Here is a 25,789-nt window from a genome sequence, read left to right as displayed (position 1 = left end):
TCGAGCGGCCGGCCACTAGGACACCCTCCCCCGCCTAGAAGGACACCCCCGTTTTGGCCCCGAACACGCTCGGCGCACGCCTCCTCAGGCGCAAGCCCGTCTCCACCCTGATCGCCGAGAGCGAAGGCCGTGAGGGCCCGCCCGCCGGGGCGCCCGAGGAGGGCGGCCGTTCCGGCATCCACCTGCGTCGCTCGATCGGCCTCTGGCAGCTGTCCGCGATCGGCATCGGCGCCACCATCGGCACCGGCATCTTCTTCGTGCTGAACAGCGCCGTGCCGTCGGCCGGCCCGGCCGTCATCCTCTCGTTCGTGATCGCGGCCGTCACCGCCGGCCTCACCGCGCTCTGCTACGCCGAGATGGCCTCCGCGATCCCGGTCAGCGGGTCCTCCTACTCCTACGCCTACGCCACCCTCGGCGAGGGCGTGGCCTTCGGCGTCGGCATCTGCCTGCTGATGGAGTACGGCGTCTCGGCCTCCGCGATCGCGGTCAGCTGGGCCGAGTACCTGAACAAGTTCTTCGACCTGGCGTTCGGCTTCAAGATCCCCGAGGCGATCGCCGGCGCGCCCGACGACACCCACTGGTTCAACCTGCCGGCGCTGCTGCTGGTCGCGATGGTCTGCTTCCTGCTGATCCGCGGCGTCAGCGAGTCGGTCAAGGTCAACACGGCCATGGTGGCCGTCAAGATCCTGATCCTGCTGCTGTTCATCGGGGTCGCCCTGACCGGCTTCCACTCCGGCAACCTGACCCCGTTCATGCCGCTGGGCATCGGCGGCGTCCAGGTCGCGGCCTCCAGCATCTTCTTCTCCTTCATCGGCCTGGACGCCGTGTCCACCGCCGGTGAGGAGGTCAAGAACCCCCGGCGCACCCTGCCGATGGCGATCATCATCTCGCTGGTGGTGGTCACCGTGCTCTACATCCTGGTGGCCCTGGCCGGCATCGGCGCCCAGCCCTGGCAGAAGTTCGACGGCCAGGAGGCCGGCCTCGCCCAGATCCTCCAGGACATCACCGGCCAGAGCTGGCCCGCGATCCTGTTCGCGATCGGCGCCATCGTCTCGATCTTCTCGATCACCCTGGTGGTCATCTACGGCCAGACCCGGATCCTGTACTCGATGGGCCGCGACGGCATGCTGCCCAAGCGCTTCGCCGAGCTCTCGCCGCGCACCGGCACCCCGGTCTGGAACACCATCGTGGTCGGCCTGGGCGTCGGCGTGCTCGCCGCCTTCGTCCCGCTGGCGCGGCTGGCCGACATCACCAGCCTGGGCACCCTGATCGCCTTCTCGGTGGTCTCGATCGGCGTGATCGTGCTGCGCCGCACCCAGCCCGACCTGCCGCGCGGCTTCCGGGTCCCGGGCTACCCGGTCGTCCCGCTGGCCAGCGTCGGCTTCTGCGTCTACCTGATCACCGGTCTGCACGCGGACACCTTCGCGGCGGGCGGCGTCGCCCTGGTGGTCGCGGTGGCCGTGTACTTCGGCTACAGCATCAAGCACTCCAAGCTGGAGCGGGCCGGGGAGCGGGCGGACGCCGGCTCCACGGCCGGCTGAGCGGCCGGCACGCCGTGCACGGGGCCGTCCGGGGAACAGCTCTCCCCGGGCGGCCCCGTCCGCGTCCGCACGGGCGTTCCCGCGGCTGTTCCCGGCCGTTCGCCCGCCGGTGTCCCGGCCGCGGCCCGGGCCCGTGGCGCCGGACACTCGTGCCCGCCACATGGCGACAGGGCACCACCCCCGGCCCTAACCTTCCACCATGGTGAGCACCCGCACGCCCGGCTTCTCCCGCCCGCGCGGCCGCTTCACCGGCCGGAGCACGACGCCGACGGCGCCCGTTCCGGCCGCGCCCCCGACCGGAGCCGGACGACCGCCCGGAGACCGGGGCCACTGGTCGTTCCCCCGCCAGCGCGGCGAGGAGGGCCCGCCGTCCCCGCCCGATCGGCTGAATCCGGCCCGGCTCGCCGGACACCGGGGCGTCCAACTGCTCGGCTGCCTGGTCGCGGCCGGGTGGGCGGCCGGCTTCCCGATCGTCTCCGACCTCCCCAACCAGCGTCTGTGGGGCACCCTCGCGGCCCCCGCCTACCTGCTCGCCGGGCTGTTCTGCCTGGTCCTCCCGCGCCGGGTCGCGGCCCGCGCCGCCGCCGCGGCGGCCCTGCTCGGCGCCGTCCTGGTGCCGCTGGTGGTCCTCGTGCTGCAGGGCCGCCACCAGTCCGAGGTGATGGTGGTCGAGCGCTCCGCGCGGCTGCTCTTCAGCACCGGGAGCCCCTACCTGCCGGATCCGGTGGTGGTGACCGACTACAACCCCTACCTGCCGGCGATGTCGCTGTTCGGGGTGCCGCGGGCGCTGCTCGGCGACGGCAACGCGCTCGCGCGGCTGGCCGGGGACGCCCGGATCTGGTTCGCGCTGGCCTTCGTCGCCTGTCTGCTGGCGAGCTGGCGGCTGCTGCGGCCGAACCGGGACCGTGCCCCGCTGCTGCCGCTGACCGTGCTCACCGCCTCGCCGCTGGTTGCGCTGGCGCTGGTCGGCGGCGGGGTGGACCTGCCGCTGATCGGCCTCTGCTGCCTGGCGATGGCGCTGGCCGAGCGGGACCGGACCATCGCCGCCGGACTGGTGCTGGCCCTGGCCGGGACGCTGAAGTGGACGGTCTGGCCGGCGCTGCCGGTGGCCGTCCTGCTGCTCTGGCGGCTCTACGGCCGACGGCCGGCCGCCCGGGCCGGGCTCGCCGCGCTCGGCGCGGCGTGCGCCGTGATGGTGCCCTACGTCCTGACCCGGGCCGAGGAGCTGCGCGACCAGGTGGTGCGCTTCCCGCTCGGGCTGACCGCGATCCAGACGCCGGCCGGCAGCCCGCTGCCCGGCAAGGTGCTGGCCGGCTTCGGGCCCACCGGGCACACCGCCTCGCTGGTGCTGCTGACCGTGGGCGGGCTCGGGGTGACGATCTGGCTGCTGGCCCGGCCGCCGGTCTCCGCGATCGCCGCCGCCGACCTGCTGGCCACCGGGCTGGCAATCGCCTTCATGCTGGCGCCGGCCGGGCGGTTCGGGTACCTGGCGCTGCCGGCGGTGCTGGTGATCTGGCCCCGGCTGGCGGCCCGGCGGTGGAGCGGCGCCCGGCCGCCGGTCCGGCCGGCCTGCCTGCTCAACCAGGCCGGGCCCGCCCTGCCGGTGAGGTAGGACGGGCCCGGTCCGGGGTCGGCGTGCGCCGCCCGGGTCAGCGGTTGCCGGCCGCCTTGATGATCGAGGCGACGGCGGGGCCGGCCGCGTCCACGCCGTGGCCGCCGCCCTCGACCTCGGAGGCGATCGCCAGGTTGCCCCGGTAGGCGGTGAACCAGCTGTTGGTGGTGGCGATGCCGGTCGCCTCGGCCGAGCCGGTCTTGGCGCCCGCGTTGTCGGAGATCCCGGCCATCACGTCCTTGGCGGTGCCGCCGGTGGCGGTGGCGGCCATCATCTGGCGCAGCTTGCCGGCGACGTCGGGGCCGAGGTCCCGGGGGGCCTTCTGCTGCGGCAGCTCGGCGACCAGGATCGGCTGCTTGAAGGAGCCGCTCTGCACGGTGGCCGTGATCGAGGCGATGGCCAGCGGGTTCATCTGGACCTTGCCCTGGCCGATCGACTGCATGGCCTGCTCGTCCTTGTTGGTGCCGGCGTCCGGCACCACCGCGTCGAAGCTGGGCAGACCGGTCTGCCAGTTCAGGCCGATGCCGTACACGTCCTTGGCCGTGGTGGTCAGCGCACCCGGCTTGAGGCTGGTCAGGCCCTGGTCGATGAAGGCGGTGTTGCAGGAGATCATGAAGTCCTGCTGCAGGGTGTTGTTCGGGTACGCGTCGGGGAACGAGTTCGGGATCTTCTTCGGGTTGCTGCTCAGCGTCGGGCAGGCCACCGGGGTGTCCGGGTTGACCCCGGCCTCCAGCAGGGCGGTGGAGGTGAGGATCTTCAGCGTGGAGCCCGGGGCGAGCTGGCCCTGGAAGGCCCGGTTCAGACCGGTGACCGGCGCGTTGGCGAAGGCCAGGACCTGGCCGGTGCTCGGCTCGATGGCGACGATCGAGCCCTTCTTGCCGCCCAGGTCGGTCATCGCCTTCTCGGCGGCGGCCTGCAGGGTGTTGTCGATGGTCAGCTTGAACGGCTTCGGCGGCTTCGGGTCGACGATGGTGAACAGCCGGTCCGGCACGCTGTTCGGGTCGGCCGCGTTGGTGATCACCACGCCGGTGCCGTTGTCGCTCTGGTCCTTGTTCTGGTCCGCGAGCAGCTTGGCGACCTTGGCCTGCAGGGTCGGGATCAGCGGGGTGATCGAGGGGCTGCTCAGCGGCTTGTTGTTGCGGTCCACCACGTTGCCGGCCAGCGGGGGCAGCGGCTGCACGCCGATCGACTCGCCCGGGGCCAGGTGCGGGTGGATCACCGAGGGCGCCCAGTGCACGGCCGGGGTGTTGTCGCTCATCTTCACCACGCCGAGGAAGCCGCTGTAGTCCCAGACCCGGTTGGTGCCCTCGAACTCGGCGCGGGCCTTGAAGCCCATCAGCACCCCGGTCGGGGCGGCTGGGGCGGAGGCCGACGGCGAGTCGGTGGGGAGCGGGCCGCCGGGGGTCGGCGTGGCCGGGGCGGTGGTCGGGGCCTTGGGCGCGGCGCTCGGGGAGCCGGTGGCCGCGGCGAAGGCCGCCGGGGTGGCCGGCCCGGCCGGGGCCAGGGTGAGCCCGCTCGGCTTGACCTGGTCCCGGAACGCGGTCAGCGCGGTGGTCGCGCCCGCCGGGTCGTCGGTCAGCGAGGCCGCCTTGGCGATGTCGCCGGCCGCCCACGCGTCCAGGAAGTCCTTGGTGCCCGCCGCCGCCTGCTCGGCGCTCGGGGGCTCGGCGACCACCGTGCGCGCCTTCTTGGCGGCCGGGGCGTCCTTGTCGTCGGAGCCGCCGACGAGGCTGTACGCCCCGTAGCCGCCCGCGGCGAGCACGGCGACGGCCACGCCGGTGATCAGGCCGGTCTTCGCGCCATTGCGCATGGTGATGTTCCCCCAAGGGTCAGGCGGTCGGGCCGCAGCCGGACGTGGCCGGATGCGCGTTCGGAGTCCACCCTAGGCAGCCTGACTCCGTGCCCCGGTGAAAGGACGGGGTCTTGTGACGGATCTGGTACGTGTCGCGCACCACTCCGGTACGCTCCGCCGCCCGGCACCGCCCCCGGCGCGCCCCCGGCGTCAGATCCAGGTGTTGAACCACATCCGCTTGCGCCAGTCCTCCATCGGGATCGTCTCGCCCGTGTACAGGGGGTGGAAGAAGAGGAAATTCCACATGATCAGCAGGAGCACCAGGCCGGCCGCGGTGCCGCCGATGATCCGGCGGTCCCGGGAGGCCCCGGCGGGTCCGACCAGCGCCCCCAGCAGCATGGTCACCGCGAGCACCAGGAAGGGCACGAAGCAGACCGCGTAGAACAGGAAGATCGTCCGCTGCTGGTAGGCGAACCAGGGCAGGTAGCCGGCGGCCAGGCCGCAGAGCACCGCGCCGGCCCGCCAGTCGCGCCGGGCCGCCCACCGCCACAGGCAGTAGACCAGGGCGATCACACCGGTCCACCAGAGCAGCGGGGTGCCGATGCCGAGCACCTCGCGGGCGCACTCGTTCACCGTGCAGCCGGCCGCGCCCTGCTTCGGCGACTCGTAGAAGAAGGACACCGGCCGGCCCAGCACCAGCCAGCTCCAGGGGTTCGACTGGTAGGTGTGCGGGTCGCTCAGGTGGGTGTGGAAGTCGTAGACCGTCGAGTGGTAGTGCCAGAGCGCCCGCAGACCCTCCGGGATCCACGGGAAGTCGGTCGAGCGGCCGACCGCCCAGTCCCGGCCGTAGCCGCCCTGGTTCGGCACCGTGCTGCTGGCGAACCAGCCCCACCAGGAGGCGATGTAGACCGCCACCGGGACCACCACGAGCGAGACGAAGGCCGGTACCGCGTCCCGGACCAGGGTCCACCGGTAGGGGCGGTCGGCCCCGGCCAGCCGGCGCGAGCCCGCGTCCCACAGCACCGTCAGCAGACCGAAGGCGGCCGCCACGTACAGGCCGCTCCACTTGGTCGCGCAGGTCAGACCGACGCAGACACCGGCCGCGATCCGGTACGGGCGCCAGCCCAGGTTCATCCGGTGGGCGGTCGCCGCGTCCGGGAGGCCGTCGCCGAGGGCGCTCAGCCGGGCGGCGATCCGGGCCCGGGTACGGTCGCGGTCCAGCAGCAGGAAGCCGAAGGCGGCGACGATCCAGAACATCACCACCAGGTCCAGCAGCGCCGACCGGCTCATCACGAAGTGCAGGCCGTCGACGGCGAGCAGCAGGCCCGCCACGCAGCCCAGCAGGGTCGAGCGGAACAGCCGGCGGGCGATCCTCGCCAGCATCAGCACCGACAGGGTGCCGAGCAGCGCCACCGCGAACCGCCAGCCGAAGGGGTTCATCCCGAACAGCTGCTCGCCGGCGCCGATGATCCACTTGCCGACCGGCGGGTGCACCACGTACGACGGGTTCGATCGGTAGGGGACGGGGCCGCCGGACATGATCTGTTCGTTGGCGCCGTCCGGCCAGCTGATCTCGTAGCCGCCGTGCCAGAGCGCGTAGGCGTCCTTGGCGTAGTACGTCTCGTCGAAGACGATCGCGTTCGGCGAGCCGAGGTCGGCGAACCGCAGCACGCCGGCGAACAGCGTCACCGCGAGCGGACCGAGCCAGCCGGACCAGCGGCAGAGCCAGGACCACAGCGGTGCCGGCAGGGCGAGGCCGAGCCGGAGCAGCAGCGGGGACGGCGGCACCCGCTCCGGGGTCACGCCCGGGCCGTCCGGCATCGGCGGGACCAGGCGCTCGGCCGTGGTCGCGGCGGGGGCCGGGGCGTAGCCGAACCGGGCCAGGCCGCGCAGCCAGGCGGGGCGCGGCGGGGGCGGGGCGGGTATGGAGCCGTCCGGGGAGTCGGGGGCGGGGCCGCCGGGCTCGTCCGGGCCGCCGGGACCGTCGGCGGCGTCGCCGGCCGGGTCGCGCGGGCCCGGCAGGGCGGGCGACGGCTGGTCCGCCAGGACCGGCCCGCCGACGCCACCCCGCGCGGTGAGGTCTGTACCAGTGGGCGTCTGCGCCGCCGTGTCGCCGTTCATCCGCCACATGGTAGGGGTGCGTCATGACGCTGGGACGGCTCCCTCCGAAGCTGCCCGAATCGTCACCAAAAGCGCCCGGCGGCCGGTTGCTGGAAGGATGGGGTCCGTGACAGGAGTACTGGTACTGGCAGGAACCCCCATCGGCGACGTCGCGGACGCCCCGCCCAGGCTGCTCACCGAGCTGGCCGCGGCGGACGTCATCGCGGCCGAGGACACCCGGCGGCTGCGCCGGCTCACCCAGGCGCTCGGGGTGACCCCGGCCGGGCGGGTGGTCTCCTACTTCGAGGGCAACGAGGTCGGGCGCACCCCCGAGCTCGTCGAGGCGCTGCTCGGCGGGGCCCGCGTCCTGCTGGTCACCGACGCCGGGATGCCGTCCGTCTCCGACCCCGGCTACCGGCTGGTGGCCGCCGCCGTGGCCGCGGACCTCAAGGTGACCGCGGTGCCGGGACCGTCCGCGGTGCTCACCGCGCTGGCGCTGTCCGGGCTGCCGGTCGACCGGTTCACCTTCGAGGGCTTCCTGCCCCGCAAGACCGGCGACCGCGCCCGGCAGCTGGCCTCGATCGCCGCCGAGCCGCGCACCATGGTGTTCTTCGAGGCCCCGCACCGGATCGCGGAGGCGCTCGCCGCGATGGCGGAGGCGTTCGGCCCCGAGCGGCCGGCCGCCGTCTGCCGGGAGCTGACCAAGACCTACGAGGAGGTCAAGCGCGGTCCGCTCGGCGATCTGGCCGCGTGGGCGGCCGAGGGGGTCAGGGGAGAGATCACGGTGGTCGTGGCGGGCGCGCCGCCGGCCGCGCCGAAGGAGCTGGGCCCGGCCGAGCTGGCCCGGCTGGTGGCCGTGCGGGAGGAGGCGGGGGAGCGGCGCAAGGAGGCGATCGCGGCGATCGCGGCCGAACTCTCGCTGCCCAAGCGCGAGGTGTTCGACGCGGTGGTGGCGGCCAAGAACGCCGCCGCGGGCGGAGCCGGCTGAGCGGTCGCCCGCCCCCGGCCGGGGCGTCGGCGGGCGATCCGGTCGGGAACGGTCGTCGAACGGCCGGGGAACGGTCGGAAAGCGCCTCGACAGGCGTCTGAGCTGCGAGTACGCACGGTTCGTGGGCGAGGTGCCGCCGGGCCTGCGGGCGCGTACCTTGGAGAGAAGGCCCCGGATAAACGCCCGTCGAGCTGAAGCTTCGGTCGAGGTTTTCGGACAGGACCCACCCTTTCGTATAGGGCTTCCCAACCCCCCTCCAAGTCTTCACAAGACGGGCATCGACCGGGACGTTCCGGGCATTTGCTGGGATGGAAAGACCCAGCCGGGCGAGCGCCCGGCGGGCGCTGGGAGACGGCTATGAGCGAGACGATCGGTAGCCCCCGCGGTGGCAACGCCCTGAGCGACCCCGGCCCGAGCGGCGCCGGCCCGAGCGGCCGGTCGCACACCCCCGTCGAGACCGTCCGGGAGGCCTACTCCTTCGTGTGCCTGAGCTGCGGGTACGGCTGGGAGCAGGCGTACGACATCGAGCACCACGTGGCCCGGGACGGGCGCGTCGTGTTCGAGTACCACGCCAACGGAGTCCGGGTGCCGTCGCCGCTGCTCAAGCCGGCCTGCCCGGGCTGCGGCGGCCACACCGTCCGGATCATGCGCGAGGGCCGGGTGGCCGGGCAGGACCAGCCGTGGCAGCACGCCCCCGGGTACTCGTCGCACGCCGAGCCGGCCCTGCCCGCCGACGCGGCGCGGCCGGTCCGCACCGCCCCCTCGGGCGGGCGCTGGGCGCGGTTCTGGGCGCGGATGCGGGGCTGACGGTGGCAGCGGCGGTCGGGCCCGTACCCGGGCCCGACTAAGCTTGCCGACCATGGCGGCCACTGCAGACCACAGCACCACCGGGGGCACCACTCCCGCGTACTACGTCACCACCCCGATCTACTACGTCAACGATCGCCCCCACCTGGGCCACGCGTACACCACCGTGGCGGGCGACGTGCTGACCCGCTGGCACCGCCAGCGCGGCGAGCGGGTGTGGTACCTGACCGGCACCGACGAGCACGGTCAGAAGATCCTGCGCACCGCGGAGGCCAACGGCGTCACCCCGCAGGAGTGGTGCGACAAGCTGGTCGAGGAGGCCTGGAAGCCGCTCTGGCAGCACCTGGAGATCGCCAACGACGACTTCGTCCGCACCACCCAGGAGCGCCACACCGCCCGGGTGCAGGAGTTCGTCCAGGACCTGTACGACAAGGGCGAGATCTACAAGGGCGGTTACTCCGGCCCGTACTGCGTCGGCTGCGAGGAGTACAAGCTCCCCGCCGAACTGCTCGACGGTGCCACCGAGGGCGAGAAGCTCTGCCCGATCCACAAGAAGCCGGTCGAGTGGCTGGAGGAGGAGAACTACTTCTTCCGCCTCTCCGCGTACGGCCCGAAGCTGCTGGAGTTCTACGCCGAGAACCCCGGCTTCATCGCCCCCGAGACGGCCCGCAACGAGGTGCTGCGCTTCGTCGAGCAGGGCCTGCAGGACCTCTCCATCTCCCGCTCCACCTTCGACTGGGGCGTCCCGCTGCCCTGGGACGACAAGCACGTCCTGTACGTGTGGGTGGACGCGCTGCAGAACTACATCACCGCGGCCGGCTACGGCGCCGACCCGGAGCGGTTCGCCGAGCTGTGGCCGGCCTCGGTGCACCTGGTCGGCAAGGACATCCTGCGCTTCCACGCGGTGATCTGGCCCGCGATGCTGATGGCCGCGGGGCTGCCGCTGCCGAAGCGGGTCGTCGCCAACGGCTGGCTGATGGTCGGCGGCGAGAAGATGTCCAAGTCCAACCTGACCGGCATCGCGCCCACCGATCTGACCTCGCACTTCGGCGTGGACGCCTACCGCTACTACTTCCTGCGGGCGATCCCGTTCGGCACCGACGGCTCGTTCTCCTGGGAGGACTTCACCGCCCGGTACACCTCCGAGCTGGCGAACGACTTCGGCAACCTCGCCTCCCGGGTGGCGGCCATGGTCGGCAAGTACTTCGACGGCGTGCTGCCGGCCGCGGCGGCGCCGGGCGCCGCCGAGCAGGCCGTCGCCGAGGGCCTGGCGGCCGCGGTCGCGACCGCGGACCGGAAGATCGGCGAGGAGCTGGACTTCGCCGGGGGCCTCGCGGCGATCTTCGAGTTCGTCAAGCAGGTCAACGGCTACCTCACCGAGCAGGAGCCGTGGAAGGTCGCCAAGGACGACTCGGCCGAGGGCCGGGACCGGCTGGCCACCATCCTCTACACGGCGGCCGAGTCGCTGCGGGCCACCGCGGTGCTGCTCAACCCCGTCATGCCGGCCACCGCCGAGAAGCTGTGGGAGTCGCTGGGCGCCGCCGAGGGCCTGGGCGCGCTCGCGGGCCAGACCGTCGTGCAGGCGGCGCAGTGGGGCCTGCTGCCGGTCGGCGCCACCGTCACCAAGGGCGAGATCCTGTTCCCGCGACTCGAGGAGAAGCCGGCCGCCTAGGGGCCGACCCCGGGGCCGGAGGAGGACGACCGATGCCGAAGAAGGACGACGAGCGTTCCACCCCGCCGCCGCTGCCGGCTCCGCTGGCGGTGGCGGTGGCGGACTCGCACACCCATCTGGACATGCAGTCCGGCACCCCCGAGGAGGGCCTCGCCAAGGCCGCCTCGGTCGGGGTGACCACCGTCGTCCAGGTCGGCTGCGACGTGCCGGGCTCGCGCTGGGCCGCCGAACTGGCGGCCCGGTTCGAGCAGGTGCACGCCGCCGTCGCCCTGCACCCCAACGAGGCGCCGAGGATCTTCCTCGGCGACCCCGACGGCTGGTCCGGGCAGCGGCGCGAGCCGGGCGGGCAGGCCGCGCTCGACGCGGCGCTCGCCGAGATCGACGCGCTCGCGGCGCTGCCGCACGTCCGCGCGGTCGGCGAGACCGGCCTGGACTACTTCCGCACCGGGCCGGAGGGCGTGGAGATCCAGAAAGAGTCGTTCCGCCGCCACATCGCGATGGCCAAGCGGCACGGCAAGGCCCTGGTGATCCACGACCGGGACGCCCACGAGGACGTCATCGCCGTCCTGCTGGAGGAGGGCGCCCCGGAGCGGACCGTCTTCCACTGCTACTCCGGCGACGCGGAGATGGCCAAGGTCTGCGCCGAGCACGGCTGGTACCTCTCCTTCGCCGGGCCGGTCACCTTCAAGGCCAACCAGCCGCTGCGGGACGCCCTGGCGGCGACCCCGCTGGACCGGGTCCTGGTCGAGACCGACGCCCCCTTCCTCACCCCGCACCCCTACCGCGGCCGGCCCAACGCGCCGTACCTGATCCCGGTCACGGTGCGCTCGATGGCGGACACCCTGGGCCTGCACGAGGACGACCTCGCCACGGCGATCGCGGCGAACACGGCGCGGGCCTTCGGGTACTGATCCGATCGAACGAAAGTCGGGTTCCGAAGGAACGGTTCGGCACTCCTGGTGGCTTCCTAGGCTGGCTAGCATGAGTGCAGTGAGGGAGGTGGCCATGACCGCCATGCCGAGCGACGGACCCGTCGAGGATCGTCACGAACCGTCGCACCCGCTGTCCCAACTGCGGACGTACGAGCAGGCCAAGCACCTTGATCTGCCGTTCGACTGGGATCTTGTGGACGGAGTCATCGTGGTCCGGGGGCAGACGAATCAGTGGCACGACCAGGTGCGGGACGAGATCTATTCGGTTCTGCGCGGCTCCCGGGTCGTTCCCTATGCGGCCAATGTCGAGCGGTGTGTGCTGCTCGACGAGGACAACACGACCAAGCCGGACGTGGTCGTGTTCGACAAGACCGGCATCGACGTCTTCGAGCTCGAGTGCCTCCCGCCCGAGGCCGTCGTGCTGACCGTCGAGGTCGTCTCGTACGGGACCCGGGCCAACGACCGGTTCCGCAAGCCCGGGCAGTACGCCGAGAAGGGCATCCCGTACTACTGGCGGGTCGAGCGCGGAATCGACAACCTGCCGATCGTGCACGAGTTCCACCGGGACGAGGAGAAGGGTGTCTACCTGCCCGTCGCCCAGCACGAGGGCGTGCTGCGGACGTCGGTGCCGTACCCCGTGGAGATCGACCTCGCGGCGGTCGTCGAGCTGTGAGGGGGCGGCGCGCCCGTATCCTTGGCGGGTGAGCACCACCGACCCCACCTCTGACAACAATCTGCTCGGCGCCGCGGACATCCGGGCGCTCGCGGAAGCGTTCGGCGTGAAGCCGACCAAGCAGCGCGGGCAGAACTTCGTCATCGACGGCAACACCGTGCGGCGGATCGTCCGGGCCGCGGAGGTGACCGGCGAGGACACGGTGGTCGAGGTCGGGCCCGGGCTCGGGTCGCTGACCCTCGCCCTGCTGGAGGTCGCCCGGCACGTCACCGCGGTCGAGATCGACCCGGTGCTCGCCCGGCACCTCCCGGACACCGTCGCCGCCCGGATGCCCGGCAAGGCCGACTCCTTCGACCTGGTGTTCAGCGACGCCATGGTGGTCACCGAGCTGCCCGGCCCGGCGCCGACCGCGCTGGTCGCCAACCTGCCGTACAACGTGGCCGTGCCGGTGCTGCTGCACATGCTCGCCACCTTCCCCACCATCGAGCGGACCCTGGTCATGGTGCAGAGCGAGGTCGCCGACCGGCTCGCCGCCAAGCCGGGCAACAAGGTCTACGGCGTCCCCTCGGTCAAGGCCAACTGGTACGCCGAGGTGAAGCGCGCCGGAGCGATCGGCCGCAACGTCTTCTGGCCCGCCCCCAACGTCGACTCCGGGCTGGTCTCGCTGGTCCGCCACGACCCGCCGAGCACCACCGCGAGCCGCGAGGAGGTGTTCGCGGTCGTCGACGCCGCGTTCGCCCAGCGCCGCAAGACCCTGCGGGCCGCGCTGGCCGGCTGGGCCGGCTCCGCCGCCGGGGCCGAGCAGGCGCTCGCCGCCGCCGGCATCGACCACAAGCTGCGCGGCGAGATGCTCACCGTCGAGCAGTTCGCCGCCATCGCCGAGCACAAGCCGGAGTAAGGGTTTCCCAGTGACCGTCACGGTACGCGTGCCCGCCAAGGTCAACGTCCAGCTCGGGGTCGGCGGCCTGCGCGCCGACGGCTTCCACGACCTGGCCAACGTCTTCTTCGCGGTCGCCCTCGGCGACGAGGTGACCGCGACGGCCGGCGAACCCGGCACGGGTGTCACCCTCAGCTGCACCGGGCCGGACGCCGACGCCGTGCCGCTGGACGACAGCAACCTCGCGGCCCGCGCCGCCCGGCTGCTCGCCGCCCACCACGGCCTCGCCGCCCCCGACGTGCACCTGCACATCGCCAAGGCCATCCCGGTGGCCGGCGGCATGGCCGGCGGCAGCGCCGACGGCGCTGCCGCGCTGGTCGCCTGCGACGCCCTGTGGGGGCTCGGCACACCCGTCGGGGTGCTGCTGGAGCTCGCCGCCGAACTCGGCTCGGACGTGCCGTTCGCCCTGGTCGGCGGCGTCGCCCTGGGCCGCGGCCGGGGCGAGATCCTGGAGCCGCTGCCCGTCGCCGGCACCTACCACTGGGTCTTCGCGGTCGCCGACGGCGGCCTGTCGACGCCCGCGGTCTTCCGCGAGTGCGACCGCCTGCGCGAGGAGGCCGGCACCGGCTCCAGCGACACCGAGGTGGTCACCCCCGACGCCGACCCGGCGCTGCTCGCGGCCCTCGCCGACGGCGACGCCGTCGCCCTGGCCGCCGCGCTGGCCAACGACCTCCAGCCGGCCGCCCTGTCGCTGCGGCCCGCCCTCGCCGCCACCCTGCGGGCGGGCACCGAGGCCGGCGCGATCGGTGCGCTGGTCTCCGGCTCCGGGCCGACCTGCGCCTTCCTGGCCAAGGACGCCGACGGCGCGGAGGCCGTCGCGGCCGCGCTGCGGGCCTCCGGCAGCTGCCGCGCCGCGCACGCCACGTACGGGCCGGTGCCGGGCGCGGCGGTGACGGCGGGGGAGTAGCGGCGGACGCCGGGTCGGGCAGGCGGGCAGCCGGGCCGGACGGGCAGCCGGTCGGACGGGCAGCCGGAGCGGGGCGGGCGGGACGCCGGGCCGGCCGGGTGGGGAGCCGCAGCGGGAGGGCAGTCGGAGCGGGCCCACTAGGCTGGGGAGGATCCGGACCTCCGCCCGAGCCCGGACCGTCGAACCCAGGAGCGCAGCACACGTGGCCGTCAACCTCGCCACCATCGAGTCCGTCACGAAGGTGTACGGCACCCGGGCCCTTCTGGACGGGGTCAGCCTCGGCGTCAGCGAGGGGGACCGGATCGGCGTCGTCGGACGCAACGGTGACGGCAAGACCACCCTGATCCGGATGCTCGCCAAGCTGGAGGAGCCGGACGGCGGGCGGATCACCCACGTCGGCGGCGTGGAGATGGCCGTCCTCACCCAGCACGACTCGCTGGACCCCGAGGCCACCATCCGGCACGAGGTCATCGCCGGTCGCGCCGACCACGAGTGGCTCGGCGACGCCCGCATCCGCGACATCGTCGAGGGCCTCTTCGGCGGCCTCGACCTGCCCGGCTTCCCCGACGGCCTGGACACCGTCATCGGCCCGCTCTCCGGCGGCGAGCGCCGCCGGATCGCCCTCGCCAAGCTGCTGCTCGGCTCGCCCGACCTGATCGTGCTCGACGAGCCCACCAACCACCTCGACGTCGAGGGCATCGCCTGGCTCGCCCAGCACCTCCAGAACCGCCGCTCCGCGCTCGTCTGCGTCACCCACGACCGCTGGTTCCTCGACCAGGTATGCACCCGGATGTGGGACGTCCAGCACGGCTCGGTGCACGAGTACGAGGGCGGCTACTCCGACTACGTCTTCGCGCGCGCCGAACGCTCCCGGATCGAGGCCACCGAGGAGCAGAAGCGCCAGAACCTGGCCCGCAAGGAGCTCGCCTGGCTGCGCCGCGGCGCCCCGGCCCGGACCTCCAAGCCGCGCTACCGGATCGAGGCCGCCAACGCGCTCATCGCCGACGTGCCCGAGCCGCGCGACAAGAGCGAGCTGATGAAGTTCGCCAACGCGCGCCTGGGGCGGACCGTCTTCGAGGTCGAGGACATCACGGTCAAGGCCGGCCCGAAGCTGCTGCTGGAGAACGTCACCTGGCAGCTCGGCCCCGGCGACCGGATCGGCCTGCTCGGCGTCAACGGCGCCGGCAAGACCTCGCTGCTGCGGGCGCTGCGCGACGCCTACACCTCGGAGGGCGACATCCAGCCCGCGTCCGGTGTGGTCAAGGTCGGCAAGACGGTGCGGCTGGCGTACCTCTCCCAGGAGGTCGCCGAGCTCGACCCGGCCACCCGGGTGCTGCAGGCCGTCGAGCAGGTCCGCTCCCGGGTCGACCTCGGCAAGGGCCGGGAGATGAGCGCCGGCCAGCTGTGCGAGCAGTTCGGCTTCGGCAAGGACAAGCAGTGGACGCCGGTCGGCGACCTGTCCGGCGGCGAGCGGCGGCGGCTCCAGTTGCTCCGGCTGCTGATGGACGAGCCCAACGTGCTCTTCCTCGACGAGCCCACCAACGACCTCGACATCGAGACGCTGAACCAGCTGGAGGACCTCCTCGACGGCTGGCCCGGTTCGATGATCGTCATCAGCCACGACCGCTTCTTCATCGAGCGGACCACCGACGTCACCTACGCGCTGCTCGGTGACCGGCGGATGCGGATGCTGCCGAACGGCGTCGACGAGTACCTGCAGCGGCGGGCCGCGATGGCGGCGGCCGCCGCCATCGCGGCCGCGGCCTCGGTGGCGTCCGGCGCGAGCGGTGCCGCCGCAGCGGGCGGCGCGGAGGACTCGGCGCCCGCGCTGTCGGGCGGCGACCTGCGGGCGGCGAAGAAGGAGCTGCAGAAGCTGGAGCGCCAGATCGCCAAGCTGGACCAGAAGGAGTCCAAGCTGCACGCCCAGCTCGCCGAGCACGCCGCCGACTTCTCCAAGGTCGCCGAGCTGGACAGCGAGCTGCGGGCGGTCCGGGACGAGAAGGAGGAGCTGGAGATGACCTGGCTGGAGCTGGCCGAGCAGGTCTGACCGGGGCCGGGTCCGGCCGGGGCCGGCGGCTCGGCGGGTAGGGCGGGCGACTCAGCGGGTAAGGCGGGCGGCTAGCGGCTCGGGCGGTCGGCGAGCAGGGTGTCCAGTTCGTCCGCCGCACGGCCCAGCGCACTGCGCGAAGGGTCGTGCGGCCGGGTCGGCCGCGCCGCCGCCCCGGTCGGCGGACGGTGCGCGCGCGCCGCGGCCGTCAGCTCGTCCAGCGCCCGGCCGACCCGCTCCACCTCCGCCCGCTCCGGCACCCGCCCGCCGTACCGGCGCTGCGCCGCGAACGCCGCCACCGCACCGCTCAGCCGCTCCAGCGCGGCCGTCGCCGGCAGCCACTCGGCCGCCAGCCGGCCCGTCGGCGGCGGCTCGGCCAGGCCCCGCTCCACCTCCGCGCGGGCGTCCGCGAGCGCCCGGTAGGCCGTCCGCCGCAGCCACACCTCGGACCGGGGCTCCGGCCCGTCCTGCCGCACCACCGAGGCCAGATAGGCCTTCAGCGCGGCAGCCGCGGACACCAGCCGCGGTTCGATCCGGTGCCGCGGCCGCTCCGGCCAGAGCAGATGGCCGAACAGCAGCACGATCGCACTGGCCAGCACCGTGTCCAGCACCCGGGGCCAGAACTCGGCGGCGCCGTCCTGCCCGCCCAGCTGGAGCAGGACCAGCGCCATCGGCGTCATCACCACGGTGTTCAGCCCGTAGTGCGCCGCCGTCGCGTACGGCAGCAGGGCCACACAGAGCGCGGCGATCGCGACCAGTGCCCACGGACCGGGAGCCAGCGACAGCACCGCCGCCGTCACCGCCACCCCCAGCACCGTCCCCACCGCACGGCTCACCGACCGCAGGAACACCGAGCCGAGGTCCGGCTTCAGGACGAAGGCGATCGTCATCGGCACCCAGTAGCTCCGGCTCAGCGGCACCGTGGCCATCAGCGCCGCGCCCACCGCGATGCACAGCGCCAGCCGCGCCCCGTACCGGGCCGCCCCGGGCGAGACCAGCCGCACCCGCAGCCGCCACGGGTCCGGCGGGGGTGCGGGAGCGGTGCCCAGTGCGGCCTCCCGGCCCGCGACCGTCGCCGCGGCCGCGCGCAGCGCCGCGTCCAGGGCCTGCCGGGACGGAGTGTTGGGCGCCCAGTCCGGCACGGGCACCTCGCCGTCGGGTCCCGGGCCGGTGCCGCGTTCGGGCCCGTCAGCGCGTTCGGGCCCGGTGCCGCGTTCCGCCGGGACGCCGCGTTCCACCGCGCGGGCCAGCAGGACCGGCACGGCGGCCACCTCGGGCGGCACCGGTCGGCGGGCCCACAGCAGCCCGGTGGCCGCCTCGGTGGCGGCGAGCGCGGCCCGGTACATGGTGTGGACGCGGTGGGCGGCGGGGCCGGGCGGGTTCCCGGGGTGCCGGGGGAGGGGCGGGAGCACGTCCTGCAGCTGGTTCAGCCGGGCGGTCAGCACCTGGCGGGAGGCCGACCCCTGGGGAGTCCCGAGATCGGCGAGCATCCGGCCGAGCGCGTCGTACACGGCGGCGAGCGCGCGCACACCCGGGTCGGCGCCGGGCGCCCGGCGGCCGCGCAGCGGCACCCCGAGCAGCAGCACCAGCACCGCACCCGCCGGCAGCACCGCCGCGGCGGCCCACCACGGGTGCGGCAGCGGCATGCCGCTCCCCAGCGTGGCGGAGACGAGCAGCAGCAGCCCCGCGGCCGAACCGCGCGGGCCCGTCGCACTCAGCGCACCGGAGACGAAGGCCGTCACGGTCAGACCGGCGCCCAGGGCGAGCGGGCCGGCCTGGGCGTGCTGGAGCGCGCTGCCGACCAGCATGCCGAGCGCCGAGGCCGGTACGGCGGTGGCGATCCGGCGGGCCCGCAGCCGGACCGGCTCGACGCGGTCGTTCATGGTCGCGTGCATCGCGCCCAGCCCGGCGAACACCCCGAGGTCCACCCGGTGTGCCAGCAGCCCGGCGGTCAGCGCCAGCGCCATGGCGAGCGCGGCCCGGGCCATCGGCGCCCACGGCAGCGGCGGCCGGGCCGGGCGGGCGGCCCGGGCCCACCAGGGGGTGGCGGGGGTGCTGGGGGTGGTGGGGGCGGTGGGGTCGACCGGGGTGTTGGTGGGCATGCGGGGCGTCCGATCCGCGGCGGGGCCGGGGCCCGGTGGGTGCGGGGCTGGGCGGCGGCCCGGGGCGCTGCTGTGCGACGCTGCGCGGCAGTGGAGGTCTCGTCCGGTGCGACCGGACCCGGCCAGTCTAACGGCGCCCGCCGCCCGGGCGGCCCCGCCCCGGCACGGGGTGGACGTGTCAAGTTCGTACCGATCGCGTTCAAGCGGGGCACGGGCCCTGCCGGTCCGACGGAGGTGGTGGCTACGATGATTGAGGCGCCGTCCGTCCCGAAGGGAGGACGGTTCTGCCGGATCGACCCGACGGAGCCGATGGGCCGGATCGATCTGTGCGGCCGGTAGGACCGAGCAGTTGACGGTGTGTGTCGCGGTGCGGCGACCTGCGGGGGCCGCGCCGTGCACGGGGGAGAGGTGGATTGCTGTGCCAGGCGAGGCTGGACCGGGAGGCGCGGGCTGGGCCGACGGCCCCGACGGTGAAGTGACGCCGTGGACGCTGAGCAACAGTTGGATCGGTCGCGTGGTCGGCCAGGTCCAGGTCGACGTCAGCGCCAACGCGCTGGTGGCGGCGTTCGGCTCCAAGGACGTCAAGATCGAGCTCGACACGCTCACCAACTTCAAGAAGAAGGTCGACGCGCTGCTGGCCTCGCTGGAGGGTTCGGAGGCGGCGCAGCACAAGATCAAGGAGCAGAAGCTGCACGCCGGGAACCTCGGCAGCGGCTTCCACGAGTCCGCCGACCTGATCGCCGCGTACGAGAAGACGCACGCGGCGATCGCGCAGCTCTCGAAGTCGTTCGCGGAGCAGATCGACAGGATGAGCAAGGCGGTCGCGCAGACGGCGGGGAGCTACGGCAACAACGAGGAGCACCAGACGGCGGCGGTCAAGGCGGTTGCGACGGACGCGGCCGGCGGGCCGGGGTCGAAGAGCGGTGACTACTGATGGTGCGCATGTCTGTGGGCGCGGCCGGGACGGGGGACAACTGATGGCGGGCGGAACGAATTTCGAAGGCATCAATCATCCGCAGCTCAAGTCCATGGTGGCCGGCAGCGATCCGTCCAAGGTGACCGGTCGTGGCAACCAGCTCAAGGCTGCCGGGCGCGTCCTGGACGAGCTCAGCAAGGCTCTGGCCGCCCATGTGACCCAGATCCAGTGGGAGGGCCCGGCCGCCGAGAACTTCAAGTCGTGGGCCAGTGACCTGCACAAGTCGGCGTCCATGATCAGTGAGTACTCGAAGGGCGCGGGCGACGCCATGGTTCAGGCCGGGGAGGCCCTGAGCAGCGCGAAGACCGGCGTGCCGGAGGTCCCGACCAAGGACATCGACACGGTCAAGCGGCACTCCACGCAGCCGTGCCTCAAGCCTTCGCCGCTGAGCATCGCCGGCTTCGGCAACCCGTCCGTTTCCACCGACGCGATCATGAAGAAGGAAGACCCGACCTGGGTCTCCTACACGGAGGCGGCGGCGGCGCAGAAGCGGGTGGACACGGCGCACCAGGAAGCCATCCACCAGATGGAGAAGCTGGGACAGGCGTACGAGGCGGCGACGACCCAGCTCAACTCGCTCAAGATGCCCGATCTGCCAGGTACTCCCGGTGACGGGCCGAAGGCGGTCGACGGAGGAACCGAGGTGCCGGTGGGGTCCGGTGGCGGACGCTACGGCTCCGGCGGGAGCAGCCGAGGCACTCGCAGCGGGAACACCGGCGGCAACGGCTACAGCCCGCACTCCGGCGGCGACCGGAGCGGTGGCGGTTCCGTGACGCCGCGTCCGCCGGTGCTGGTGACGCCCGGGCCGACTCCGCCGGGGAACGTCACGCCGACGCCGCCGCGGCGCACTCCGGTGCCGCTGCCGAGCGACCCGACCACGCCGGGCCCGGTGCCGACGGGACCGACGCACCCCGGGGACCGTCCCGGCACCGGGCTCGACAGCCTGCCGACAGTACCGACGCTGCCCGGCCCGACCGGACCGGCGGGTCCCGGGGGCGGTCCCGTGCCCGGGTACCCGCAGGGCGGCGGTCCCGTGCACCCGGGCACGCCCGGCGGCGGCCCCGGTGGGTTCCCGGGCGGAGGGCCGGTCCCGTTCGGCGGAACCGGTCCGTTCACTGGGGGGTCCGGTCCGCTGAAGAGCGGCGGAGGCCCTGTGCCGCTGGGCCGGACCGGCACCGTCGGGGGCGGCCTGCCGACGAAGAACGGCGGTCCGGGCGCGAGCAACGGCGGCACGGTCTTCGGCGCGCGCGAGGCCCAGGGCCGGTCCGGCGGGTCCGGTGCCGGCGGTTTCGGCGGTCCGGGTGGCGGCATGCACCAGGGCGGCGGGCACGGTGGTGGCGCTGTCGGCGGTGCGCGCGGCCGGGGCTACAGCTCGACCGGCGGTGGCGTGGTCGGTGGGGCGAAGGGGCCGGTGGCCGCCGGGGAGTTCACCCCGGGCGGCAGCGGCCTGCGCAACCGGGCGGCAGCAGCAGGTGCGGCGGCTGCCGAGGGCGCGGCGCGGCCGGGCCAGAACGGGATGATGGCCCCGGGCATGGCGGGCGGGGCGGGTGAGCGGCGCGAGCGCGACCGCCGGAACCGGGCCGACTACCTGCACGAGGACGAGGAGACCTGGACCAGCGGTACTCCGAAGAGCAACCCGGGCGTGATTGAGTAGTCCGGAACGACTGCCCGGCCACTGGGACTCCCGGTGGCCGGGCAGTCCTGCGCGGGGCGCGGTCCTGGCTCGATGGGGAAAGTGACGAGGGAGCAGCGATGCGGCGGATGAACGTAGGGGTGCGGGGATTCGCCGCAGTGATGGCGGCGGCCGGGATCGTGGCCGGGCCGACTGTGGGCCCGGCGGCCGCCGTGGACTCGATCCGCGATCAGCAGTGGCACCTGGACACCATGAAGGCGCCCGAGATCTGGCAGGCGAGCAAGGGGCAGGGGGTCACGGTGGCGGTGGTCGACGGAGGCTTCCGGCTCGATCATCCGGATCTCGTCGGTCAGCTGCTGCCGGGCAAGGACCTGAGCGGACTGCCCGGTGGGATCGGTGTGGACAAGAGCGGTCACGGCACAGGCATCGCCGGTCTGATCGCGGGATCCGGCAAGGGCCTCGGGGGGAAGGGCGCGTACGGCCTGGCACCGGACGCCAAGGTGCTCCCGATCAAGATCAACATCAACGACGACCCGGCACAGCCGATCGACGCATCCGGCTACCTCAAGCAGGTGAGCCAGGGAATCACGTATGCGGCGGACCAGGGGGCGAAGGTCATCAATGTCTCCTCGGTCGCCGGTGCCTCCGGGGTTTCCGCGGGGGACGTCGCAGAGCTCGAGAAATCCGTGAAGTATGCCAACGGGAAGGGGGCGCTGGTTGTCGCGGGTGCCGGAAACAGTGGACAAGAGGGAAATCCCGCCCTCTATCCCGCCGCGTTGCCGAGCATTGTCGCGGTAGCTGCGGCCGACCGGGCGGGAACGGCCACCGACGAGTCCGAGCACGGCCCGCAGATCGACATCGCGGCTCCCGGAGTGGACATCTACACGTCGTGTGTCGCCGAGTCCGGCTACTGCAAGAAGCACGGGACCTCCGATGCGACCGCGCTCGTCTCGGCATCGGCGGCGCTGCTCTGGGCGGTTCACCCCGATTGGGCTCCGAATCAGATCATCCGGGTGCTGATCGGAACTGCCGGGAAGCCCAAGGACGGGTCGAGCCGAACGGATTTCATCGGCTACGGAATCGTCCGTCCTCGGGTCGCGCTGCAGACGCCGGGGGACCCGGGCTCCGCCGATGTGAGTCCGCTGGTCGAGCCCTCGGCCAGCGCGACATCCGTGGAGCCGTCCACACCCACCGCCGCCTCCCAGAGCCCGGCGGCGCAGCCCGCCCCCACCCCGCCGCCCTCGGCGTCCGCCGCCCCCGTGGCCGAGCCGAAGGACGACGGCTCGTCCCCGGCCCTGGTGGCCGCGGTGGTCGGCGGGTTGCTGCTGGTGGCCGGAGCGGCCGTGGTGGTCGTGCGGCGGAGGGGCGGCCGGTCCGCCCGTTGAGCGGGCGGCGCCGGGGGGCGTGGGGTGCGGGGCGGGGCGCGGGTGTCACCCGGGTGGGCGCTGTCGGGGGTGGGGCGTCCTCGTCAGGGTTGGGGGTATGGGTGCGACGGGGCAGATGCGGCGGGCCGCTGCGGCGGCGCTGATCGGTACGGCGATCGAGTTCTACGACTTCTTCATCTACGGCACGGCGGCGGCGCTCGTCTTCGGGGAGGTGTTCTTCCCCGAACTGGGCACGGTCGGCGCGTTGCTGGCGGCGTTCTCGGTGTACGCGGTGGCGTTCCTGGCGCGGCCGCTGGGGGCGGTGGTGTTCGGGCACTTCGGGGACCGGCTGGGGCGGAAGACCACGCTGGTGGTGTCGCTGCTCCTGATGGGGCTGTCCACGGCGGTGGTGGGGGTGTTGCCGGGGTACGCGGCGTGGGGGTGGTGGGCGCCGGTGGTGCTGGTGGTGCTGCGGGTGTGTCAGGGGGTGGGGCTGGGCGGGGAGTGGGGCGGAGCGGCACTGCTGGTGGCGGAGAACGCGCCGGCCGGGCGGCGGGGGCGGTACGGGGCGTATCTGCAGTTGGGGCCGACGACCGGGTTCGTGCTGGCGAACGGGATCTTCCTGGTGCTCCAACTGTGGCTGGACGAGGCGGCGTTCAGGTCCTGGGGCTGGCGGGTGCCGTTCCTGGCCTCGCTGGGCCTGGTGGCGGTGGGGCTGTTCGTGCGGCTGCGGCTGGAGGAGACGCCGCTGTTCCGGGGCGAGCCGCGGACGGGGGCCGAGCGGGCGCCGGTGGTGGAGGTGCTGCGGGGGCACTGGCGGACGGTGCTGGCGGGCTGCGGCGCGATCACCGTGGGGTACGCGCTGTTCTACCTGACCACGACGTACTCGCTGGCCTACGCGACGACGGGGCTGGGGGTGCCGAGCACGGTGGTGCTGTCGATGCTGCTGGCCGGCGCGGTGGGGAAGGGCGTGACGGTGTGGCTGAGCGCGAGGCGCAGTGACGCCTGGGGGCGCCGGCGGACGCTGCAGGGGGCGACGGGGCTGGCGGTGGTGTGGTCGCTGGTGCTGTTCCCGCTGCTGGAGACGGAGCGGCGCGGGCTGATGTTCCTCTCGCTGGCGGGGGCGATGGTGGTACTGGGCTGTCTGCTGGGACCGTTGGCGGCGTTCCTGCCGGAGCTGTTCCCGACCCGGGTGCGGTACACGGGGGCGGCGCTGACCTACAACCTGGGCGGGGTGGTGGGCGGGGCGACCACCCCGCTGATCGCGACCAGGCTGACCGGGACGTACGGGACGGCGGAGCCGGTGGGCTGGTACCTGGCGGGGTGCGGGGTGGTGGCGCTGCTGTGCCTGCGGCTGCTGCCGGAGACCGGCGGAAGGGACCTCTCGGCGGTGTCCGGGCCGGCCGTCCGGGCTGCCGGGACCGATTTCCCATTCCGCCCCCCTGCCGTGTAATGTCTTCCTTGTTCGAGCGAACGGGCGGAGCGGAAGCGAAGTCGGGGAGTTCGGACAGGCAACAGGCCCCTATAGCTCAGTCGGTAGAGCGTCTCCATGGTAAGGAGAAGGTCTGCGGTTCGATTCCGCATGGGGGCTCGGTCAGGACCCCCGCCATCGAGGCGGGGGTCCTTTTCGTTGTGCTCGTCCGCCGGTGGCGGTGAGACGGTCTGGCACGTCGGGTACGGAATGCGCTGTGATGGTGCGTCACCGGCCGCCCGCTCCCGCCGGGCGGGGCCGCGGGCGGGACGCCGACCTGGAGGGGTCTCATGGGTGTTCGCCTCGTGGTGGTCGACGACCACCGGTTGTTGGCCGAGGCGCTGGCCACCGCGCTCCAGCTGCGGGGCCACCGGGTGCTCGCGGTGGGGTCGCCGGCCGCGTCGGCGGCCGATCTGGTGGCGGGTCGGCGTCCGGAGGTGTGCCTGCTGGGGGTGGCCGCGCCGGCCGACCCGGGGGCGTTCGACGGCTTGCGCAGGATCCGCCGGGAGCGGCCCGAGGTGGCTGTCATCGTGCTCGGTCCGGTCGGTGAACTCCGGGGCGTGGCGGGCGCGTTCGCGTCCGGTGCGGCCGGGTACGTGCCGAGCGACGAGCGGATCGAGGTGGTCGAGCGGGCGATCGCGCGGGCCCGGGCCGGTGAGGCGGCGGTCACGGTGGAGGTGCTGCGGGGCGCGTTCGACCAGTTGCTGAGACCGGCGGCGGAGCCGGACGACGAGGCGGTCCGGCTGCTGCGGCTGCTCACCCGGCGCGAGGTGCAGGTGCTGGCGCGGATCGCGGACGGCGAGGACACCGCGGCGATCGCGGCGGGGATGCGGATCGCCGCCAGCACGGCCCGCACGCACGTCCAGCGGGTGCTGATGAAGCTCGGTGCCCGGACCCGGTTGGAGGCGGCGGCGGTGGCGGCGCGGACCGGTCTGCTGGACCGGATGGCGCGCGGTTGACGGACGGCCGTCCGAGTGGTCCGAGCACCCCCGGTGGGCAGGGAGAATGGGCCACAGTCGTACGAACGTCCCCGATGGTCCGCCGACCGCGGACCATCGCCCGCTGGAGGTCGCATCATGAGTAAGTACCTGGTCACGGGTGGCGCCGGCTATGTCGGCAGCGTGGTCGCCGCCCACCTGCTGGAGGCGGGGCACCGGGTGACCGTCCTGGACGACCTCTCGACCGGCTTCCGGGAGGGCGTGCCGGCCGGGGCCGAGTTCGTCGAGGGGCGGATCCAGGAGGCCGGCAAGGTCCTCGACGGCTCCTTCGACGGCGTGCTGCACTTCGCGGCCTCCTCCCAGGTCGGCGAGTCGGTCGTGGACCCGGAGAAGTACTGGCGCAACAACGTGGCGGGCTCGCTGGAGCTGATCTCCGCGATGCGCGCCGCGGGCGTGCGCAAGCTGGTGTTTTCCTCCACCGCCGCCACCTACGGCGAGCCGGAGTCGGTCCCGATCGCCGAGACCGCCCGCACCGCGCCCACCAACACCTACGGCGCCACCAAGCTGGCCGTGGACCACCTGATCACCAGCGAGGCCGTCGCCCACGGCCTGGCCGCCGTCTCGCTGCGCTACTTCAACGTGGCGGGCGCGTACGGTGCGTACGGCGAGCGGCACGACCCGGAGTCGCACCTGATCCCGCTGGTCTTCCAGGCCGCGCTCGGGCAGCGCGAGCACATCGCGGTGTACGGCGACGACTACCCGACCCCGGACGGCACCTGCATCCGCGACTACATCCACGTCGCGGACCTCGCCGACGCGCACCTGCTGGCGCTCGACGCCGCGAAGCCGGGCGAGCACCTGATCTGCAACCTGGGCAACGGCAGCGGCTTCTCGGTCCACGAGGTGATCGAGTCGGTCAAGCGGGTCACCGGCCGGGAGATCCCGGTGGTGGTCTCCGGCCGTCGCGCCGGCGACCCGGCGGTCCTGGTGGCCTCCGCCGAGCGTGCCCACCAGGCCCTCGGCTGGACCCCGCGCCGCCCGAACCTGGACGACATCGTCGCCGACGCCTGGAAGTTCACCCTGGAGAAGAACGCCGGCTGAGGCACGGGCCGGGGCCTGCCCCGGCCCGGCGGACGACCGGGCGCCGCTCCCTCGCGTACGGCGAGGGGCGGCGCTCCGGCGTTCCCGGCGCGGCTCCTGGCGCGTTCCGGGCGCGGCTCCCACCGGGGTTCCCGGAGCCGGCGGAGCGGGCGGGACATCGCGCCGGGAGGCCGCATCTGGGCACCAAGTCACGCCA

Annotated in this window: 19 protein-coding genes and 1 tRNA gene; 17 read left to right on the top strand and 3 right to left on the bottom strand. The window is 73.7% G+C overall.

Features of this window, described 5'->3' with window-relative positions:
- Window positions 1–53 precede the first annotated feature (53 nt).
- Window positions 54–1,541, top strand: coding sequence for an amino acid permease (locus ACIPYS_RS32260; protein WP_400752850.1), 1,488 nt, complete (start codon window positions 54–56; stop codon window positions 1,539–1,541).
- Between the two features lie 199 nt (window positions 1,542–1,740).
- Complete coding sequence (locus ACIPYS_RS32255; RefSeq protein WP_400752847.1) at window positions 1,741–3,153, top strand: glycosyltransferase 87 family protein; 1,413 nt, start codon at window positions 1,741–1,743, stop codon at window positions 3,151–3,153.
- Window positions 3,154–3,190: 37 nt separating this feature from the next.
- Here ACIPYS_RS32255 and ACIPYS_RS32250 read toward each other — a convergent pair whose 3' ends face one another.
- The gene (locus ACIPYS_RS32250) at window positions 3,191–4,963 is read right to left on the bottom strand and encodes a penicillin-binding transpeptidase domain-containing protein (RefSeq protein ID WP_093860806.1); all 1,773 of its coding nucleotides are present in this window, start codon (window positions 4,961–4,963) and stop codon (window positions 3,191–3,193) included.
- 192 nt (window positions 4,964–5,155) lie between these two features.
- Window positions 5,156–7,066, bottom strand: coding sequence for a dolichyl-phosphate-mannose--protein mannosyltransferase (locus tag ACIPYS_RS32245; RefSeq protein WP_400752843.1), 1,911 nt, complete (start codon window positions 7,064–7,066; stop codon window positions 5,156–5,158).
- A 97-nt stretch (window positions 7,067–7,163) separates the two neighbouring features.
- Here ACIPYS_RS32245 and rsmI point away from each other — a divergent pair, with 97 nt between their 5' ends.
- From rsmI to ACIPYS_RS32205, 8 genes are all read left to right on the top strand, one after another.
- Window positions 7,164–8,033 carry a 16S rRNA (cytidine(1402)-2'-O)-methyltransferase gene (gene rsmI / locus ACIPYS_RS32240; RefSeq protein WP_093860805.1) on the top strand — a complete coding sequence of 290 codons (870 nt, stop codon included), beginning with the start codon at window positions 7,164–7,166 and terminating at the stop codon, window positions 8,031–8,033.
- Between the two features lie 357 nt (window positions 8,034–8,390).
- Window positions 8,391–8,840, top strand: coding sequence for a hypothetical protein (locus tag ACIPYS_RS32235; protein WP_093860804.1), 450 nt, complete (start codon window positions 8,391–8,393; stop codon window positions 8,838–8,840).
- 52 nt (window positions 8,841–8,892) lie between these two features.
- Window positions 8,893–10,512: a methionine--tRNA ligase gene (gene metG / locus ACIPYS_RS32230; RefSeq protein WP_400752838.1), complete on the top strand. Its 1,620-nt coding sequence runs from the start codon at window positions 8,893–8,895 to the stop codon at window positions 10,510–10,512.
- Between the two features lie 32 nt (window positions 10,513–10,544).
- Entirely contained in the window at window positions 10,545–11,423 is an 879-nt protein-coding gene (locus ACIPYS_RS32225; protein WP_400752835.1) for a TatD family hydrolase, read from the top strand.
- A gap of 70 nt (window positions 11,424–11,493) precedes the next feature.
- On the top strand, window positions 11,494–12,117 hold the full coding sequence (locus ACIPYS_RS32220) for a Uma2 family endonuclease (RefSeq protein WP_400752832.1): 624 nt from the start codon (window positions 11,494–11,496) through the stop codon (window positions 12,115–12,117).
- A 28-nt stretch (window positions 12,118–12,145) separates the two neighbouring features.
- The gene (gene rsmA, locus ACIPYS_RS32215) at window positions 12,146–13,015 is read left to right on the top strand and encodes a 16S rRNA (adenine(1518)-N(6)/adenine(1519)-N(6))-dimethyltransferase RsmA (RefSeq protein WP_400752829.1); all 870 of its coding nucleotides are present in this window, start codon (window positions 12,146–12,148) and stop codon (window positions 13,013–13,015) included.
- A 10-nt stretch (window positions 13,016–13,025) separates the two neighbouring features.
- Window positions 13,026–13,961 carry a 4-(cytidine 5'-diphospho)-2-C-methyl-D-erythritol kinase gene (locus tag ACIPYS_RS32210; RefSeq protein ID WP_400752826.1) on the top strand — a complete coding sequence of 312 codons (936 nt, stop codon included), beginning with the start codon at window positions 13,026–13,028 and terminating at the stop codon, window positions 13,959–13,961.
- A gap of 202 nt (window positions 13,962–14,163) precedes the next feature.
- Window positions 14,164–16,008, top strand: coding sequence for an ABC-F family ATP-binding cassette domain-containing protein (locus ACIPYS_RS32205; protein ID WP_400752824.1), 1,845 nt, complete (start codon window positions 14,164–14,166; stop codon window positions 16,006–16,008).
- Between the two features lie 71 nt (window positions 16,009–16,079).
- Here the strand turns inward: ACIPYS_RS32205 and ACIPYS_RS32200 are convergent, their stop codons facing one another.
- Entirely contained in the window at window positions 16,080–18,110 is a 2,031-nt protein-coding gene (locus tag ACIPYS_RS32200) for an FUSC family protein (RefSeq protein ID WP_400752821.1), read from the bottom strand.
- Window positions 18,111–18,528: 418 nt separating this feature from the next.
- On the opposite strand from ACIPYS_RS32200, the gene ACIPYS_RS32195 reads away from it, so the two are divergent.
- The 7 genes from ACIPYS_RS32195 to galE all read left to right on the top strand — a co-directional run bounded on the left by ACIPYS_RS32195 (window position 18,529) and on the right by galE (window position 25,593).
- Window positions 18,529–19,044, top strand: coding sequence for a hypothetical protein (locus ACIPYS_RS32195; RefSeq protein WP_159424910.1), 516 nt, complete (start codon window positions 18,529–18,531; stop codon window positions 19,042–19,044).
- 43 nt (window positions 19,045–19,087) lie between these two features.
- Window positions 19,088–20,740: a WXG100 family type VII secretion target gene (locus ACIPYS_RS32190; RefSeq protein WP_400752818.1), complete on the top strand. Its 1,653-nt coding sequence runs from the start codon at window positions 19,088–19,090 to the stop codon at window positions 20,738–20,740.
- Between the two features lie 98 nt (window positions 20,741–20,838).
- Window positions 20,839–22,104: a type VII secretion-associated serine protease mycosin gene (mycP, locus tag ACIPYS_RS32185; RefSeq protein WP_400752815.1), complete on the top strand. Its 1,266-nt coding sequence runs from the start codon at window positions 20,839–20,841 to the stop codon at window positions 22,102–22,104.
- A gap of 97 nt (window positions 22,105–22,201) precedes the next feature.
- Window positions 22,202–23,536: an MFS transporter gene (locus ACIPYS_RS32180; RefSeq protein WP_093860794.1), complete on the top strand. Its 1,335-nt coding sequence runs from the start codon at window positions 22,202–22,204 to the stop codon at window positions 23,534–23,536.
- 65 nt (window positions 23,537–23,601) lie between these two features.
- Window positions 23,602–23,674: transfer RNA gene (locus ACIPYS_RS32175), tRNA-Thr, on the top strand.
- A 170-nt stretch (window positions 23,675–23,844) separates the two neighbouring features.
- A complete protein-coding gene (locus ACIPYS_RS32170; RefSeq protein WP_093860793.1) occupies window positions 23,845–24,513 on the top strand; it encodes a response regulator transcription factor in 669 nt (222 codons plus the stop codon).
- A 117-nt stretch (window positions 24,514–24,630) separates the two neighbouring features.
- Window positions 24,631–25,593, top strand: coding sequence for a UDP-glucose 4-epimerase GalE (galE, locus tag ACIPYS_RS32165; RefSeq protein ID WP_093860792.1), 963 nt, complete (start codon window positions 24,631–24,633; stop codon window positions 25,591–25,593).
- The last annotated feature ends 196 nt before the right edge of the window (window positions 25,594–25,789 follow it).

Source organism: Kitasatospora sp. NPDC089913 (genome assembly GCF_044748625.1).
In the GTDB taxonomy this organism is placed as follows: domain Bacteria; phylum Actinomycetota; class Actinomycetes; order Streptomycetales; family Streptomycetaceae; genus Kitasatospora.
The sequence above is the reverse complement of the archived record's forward strand: the minus strand, read 5'-3'. Positions and strand labels throughout refer to the sequence as shown.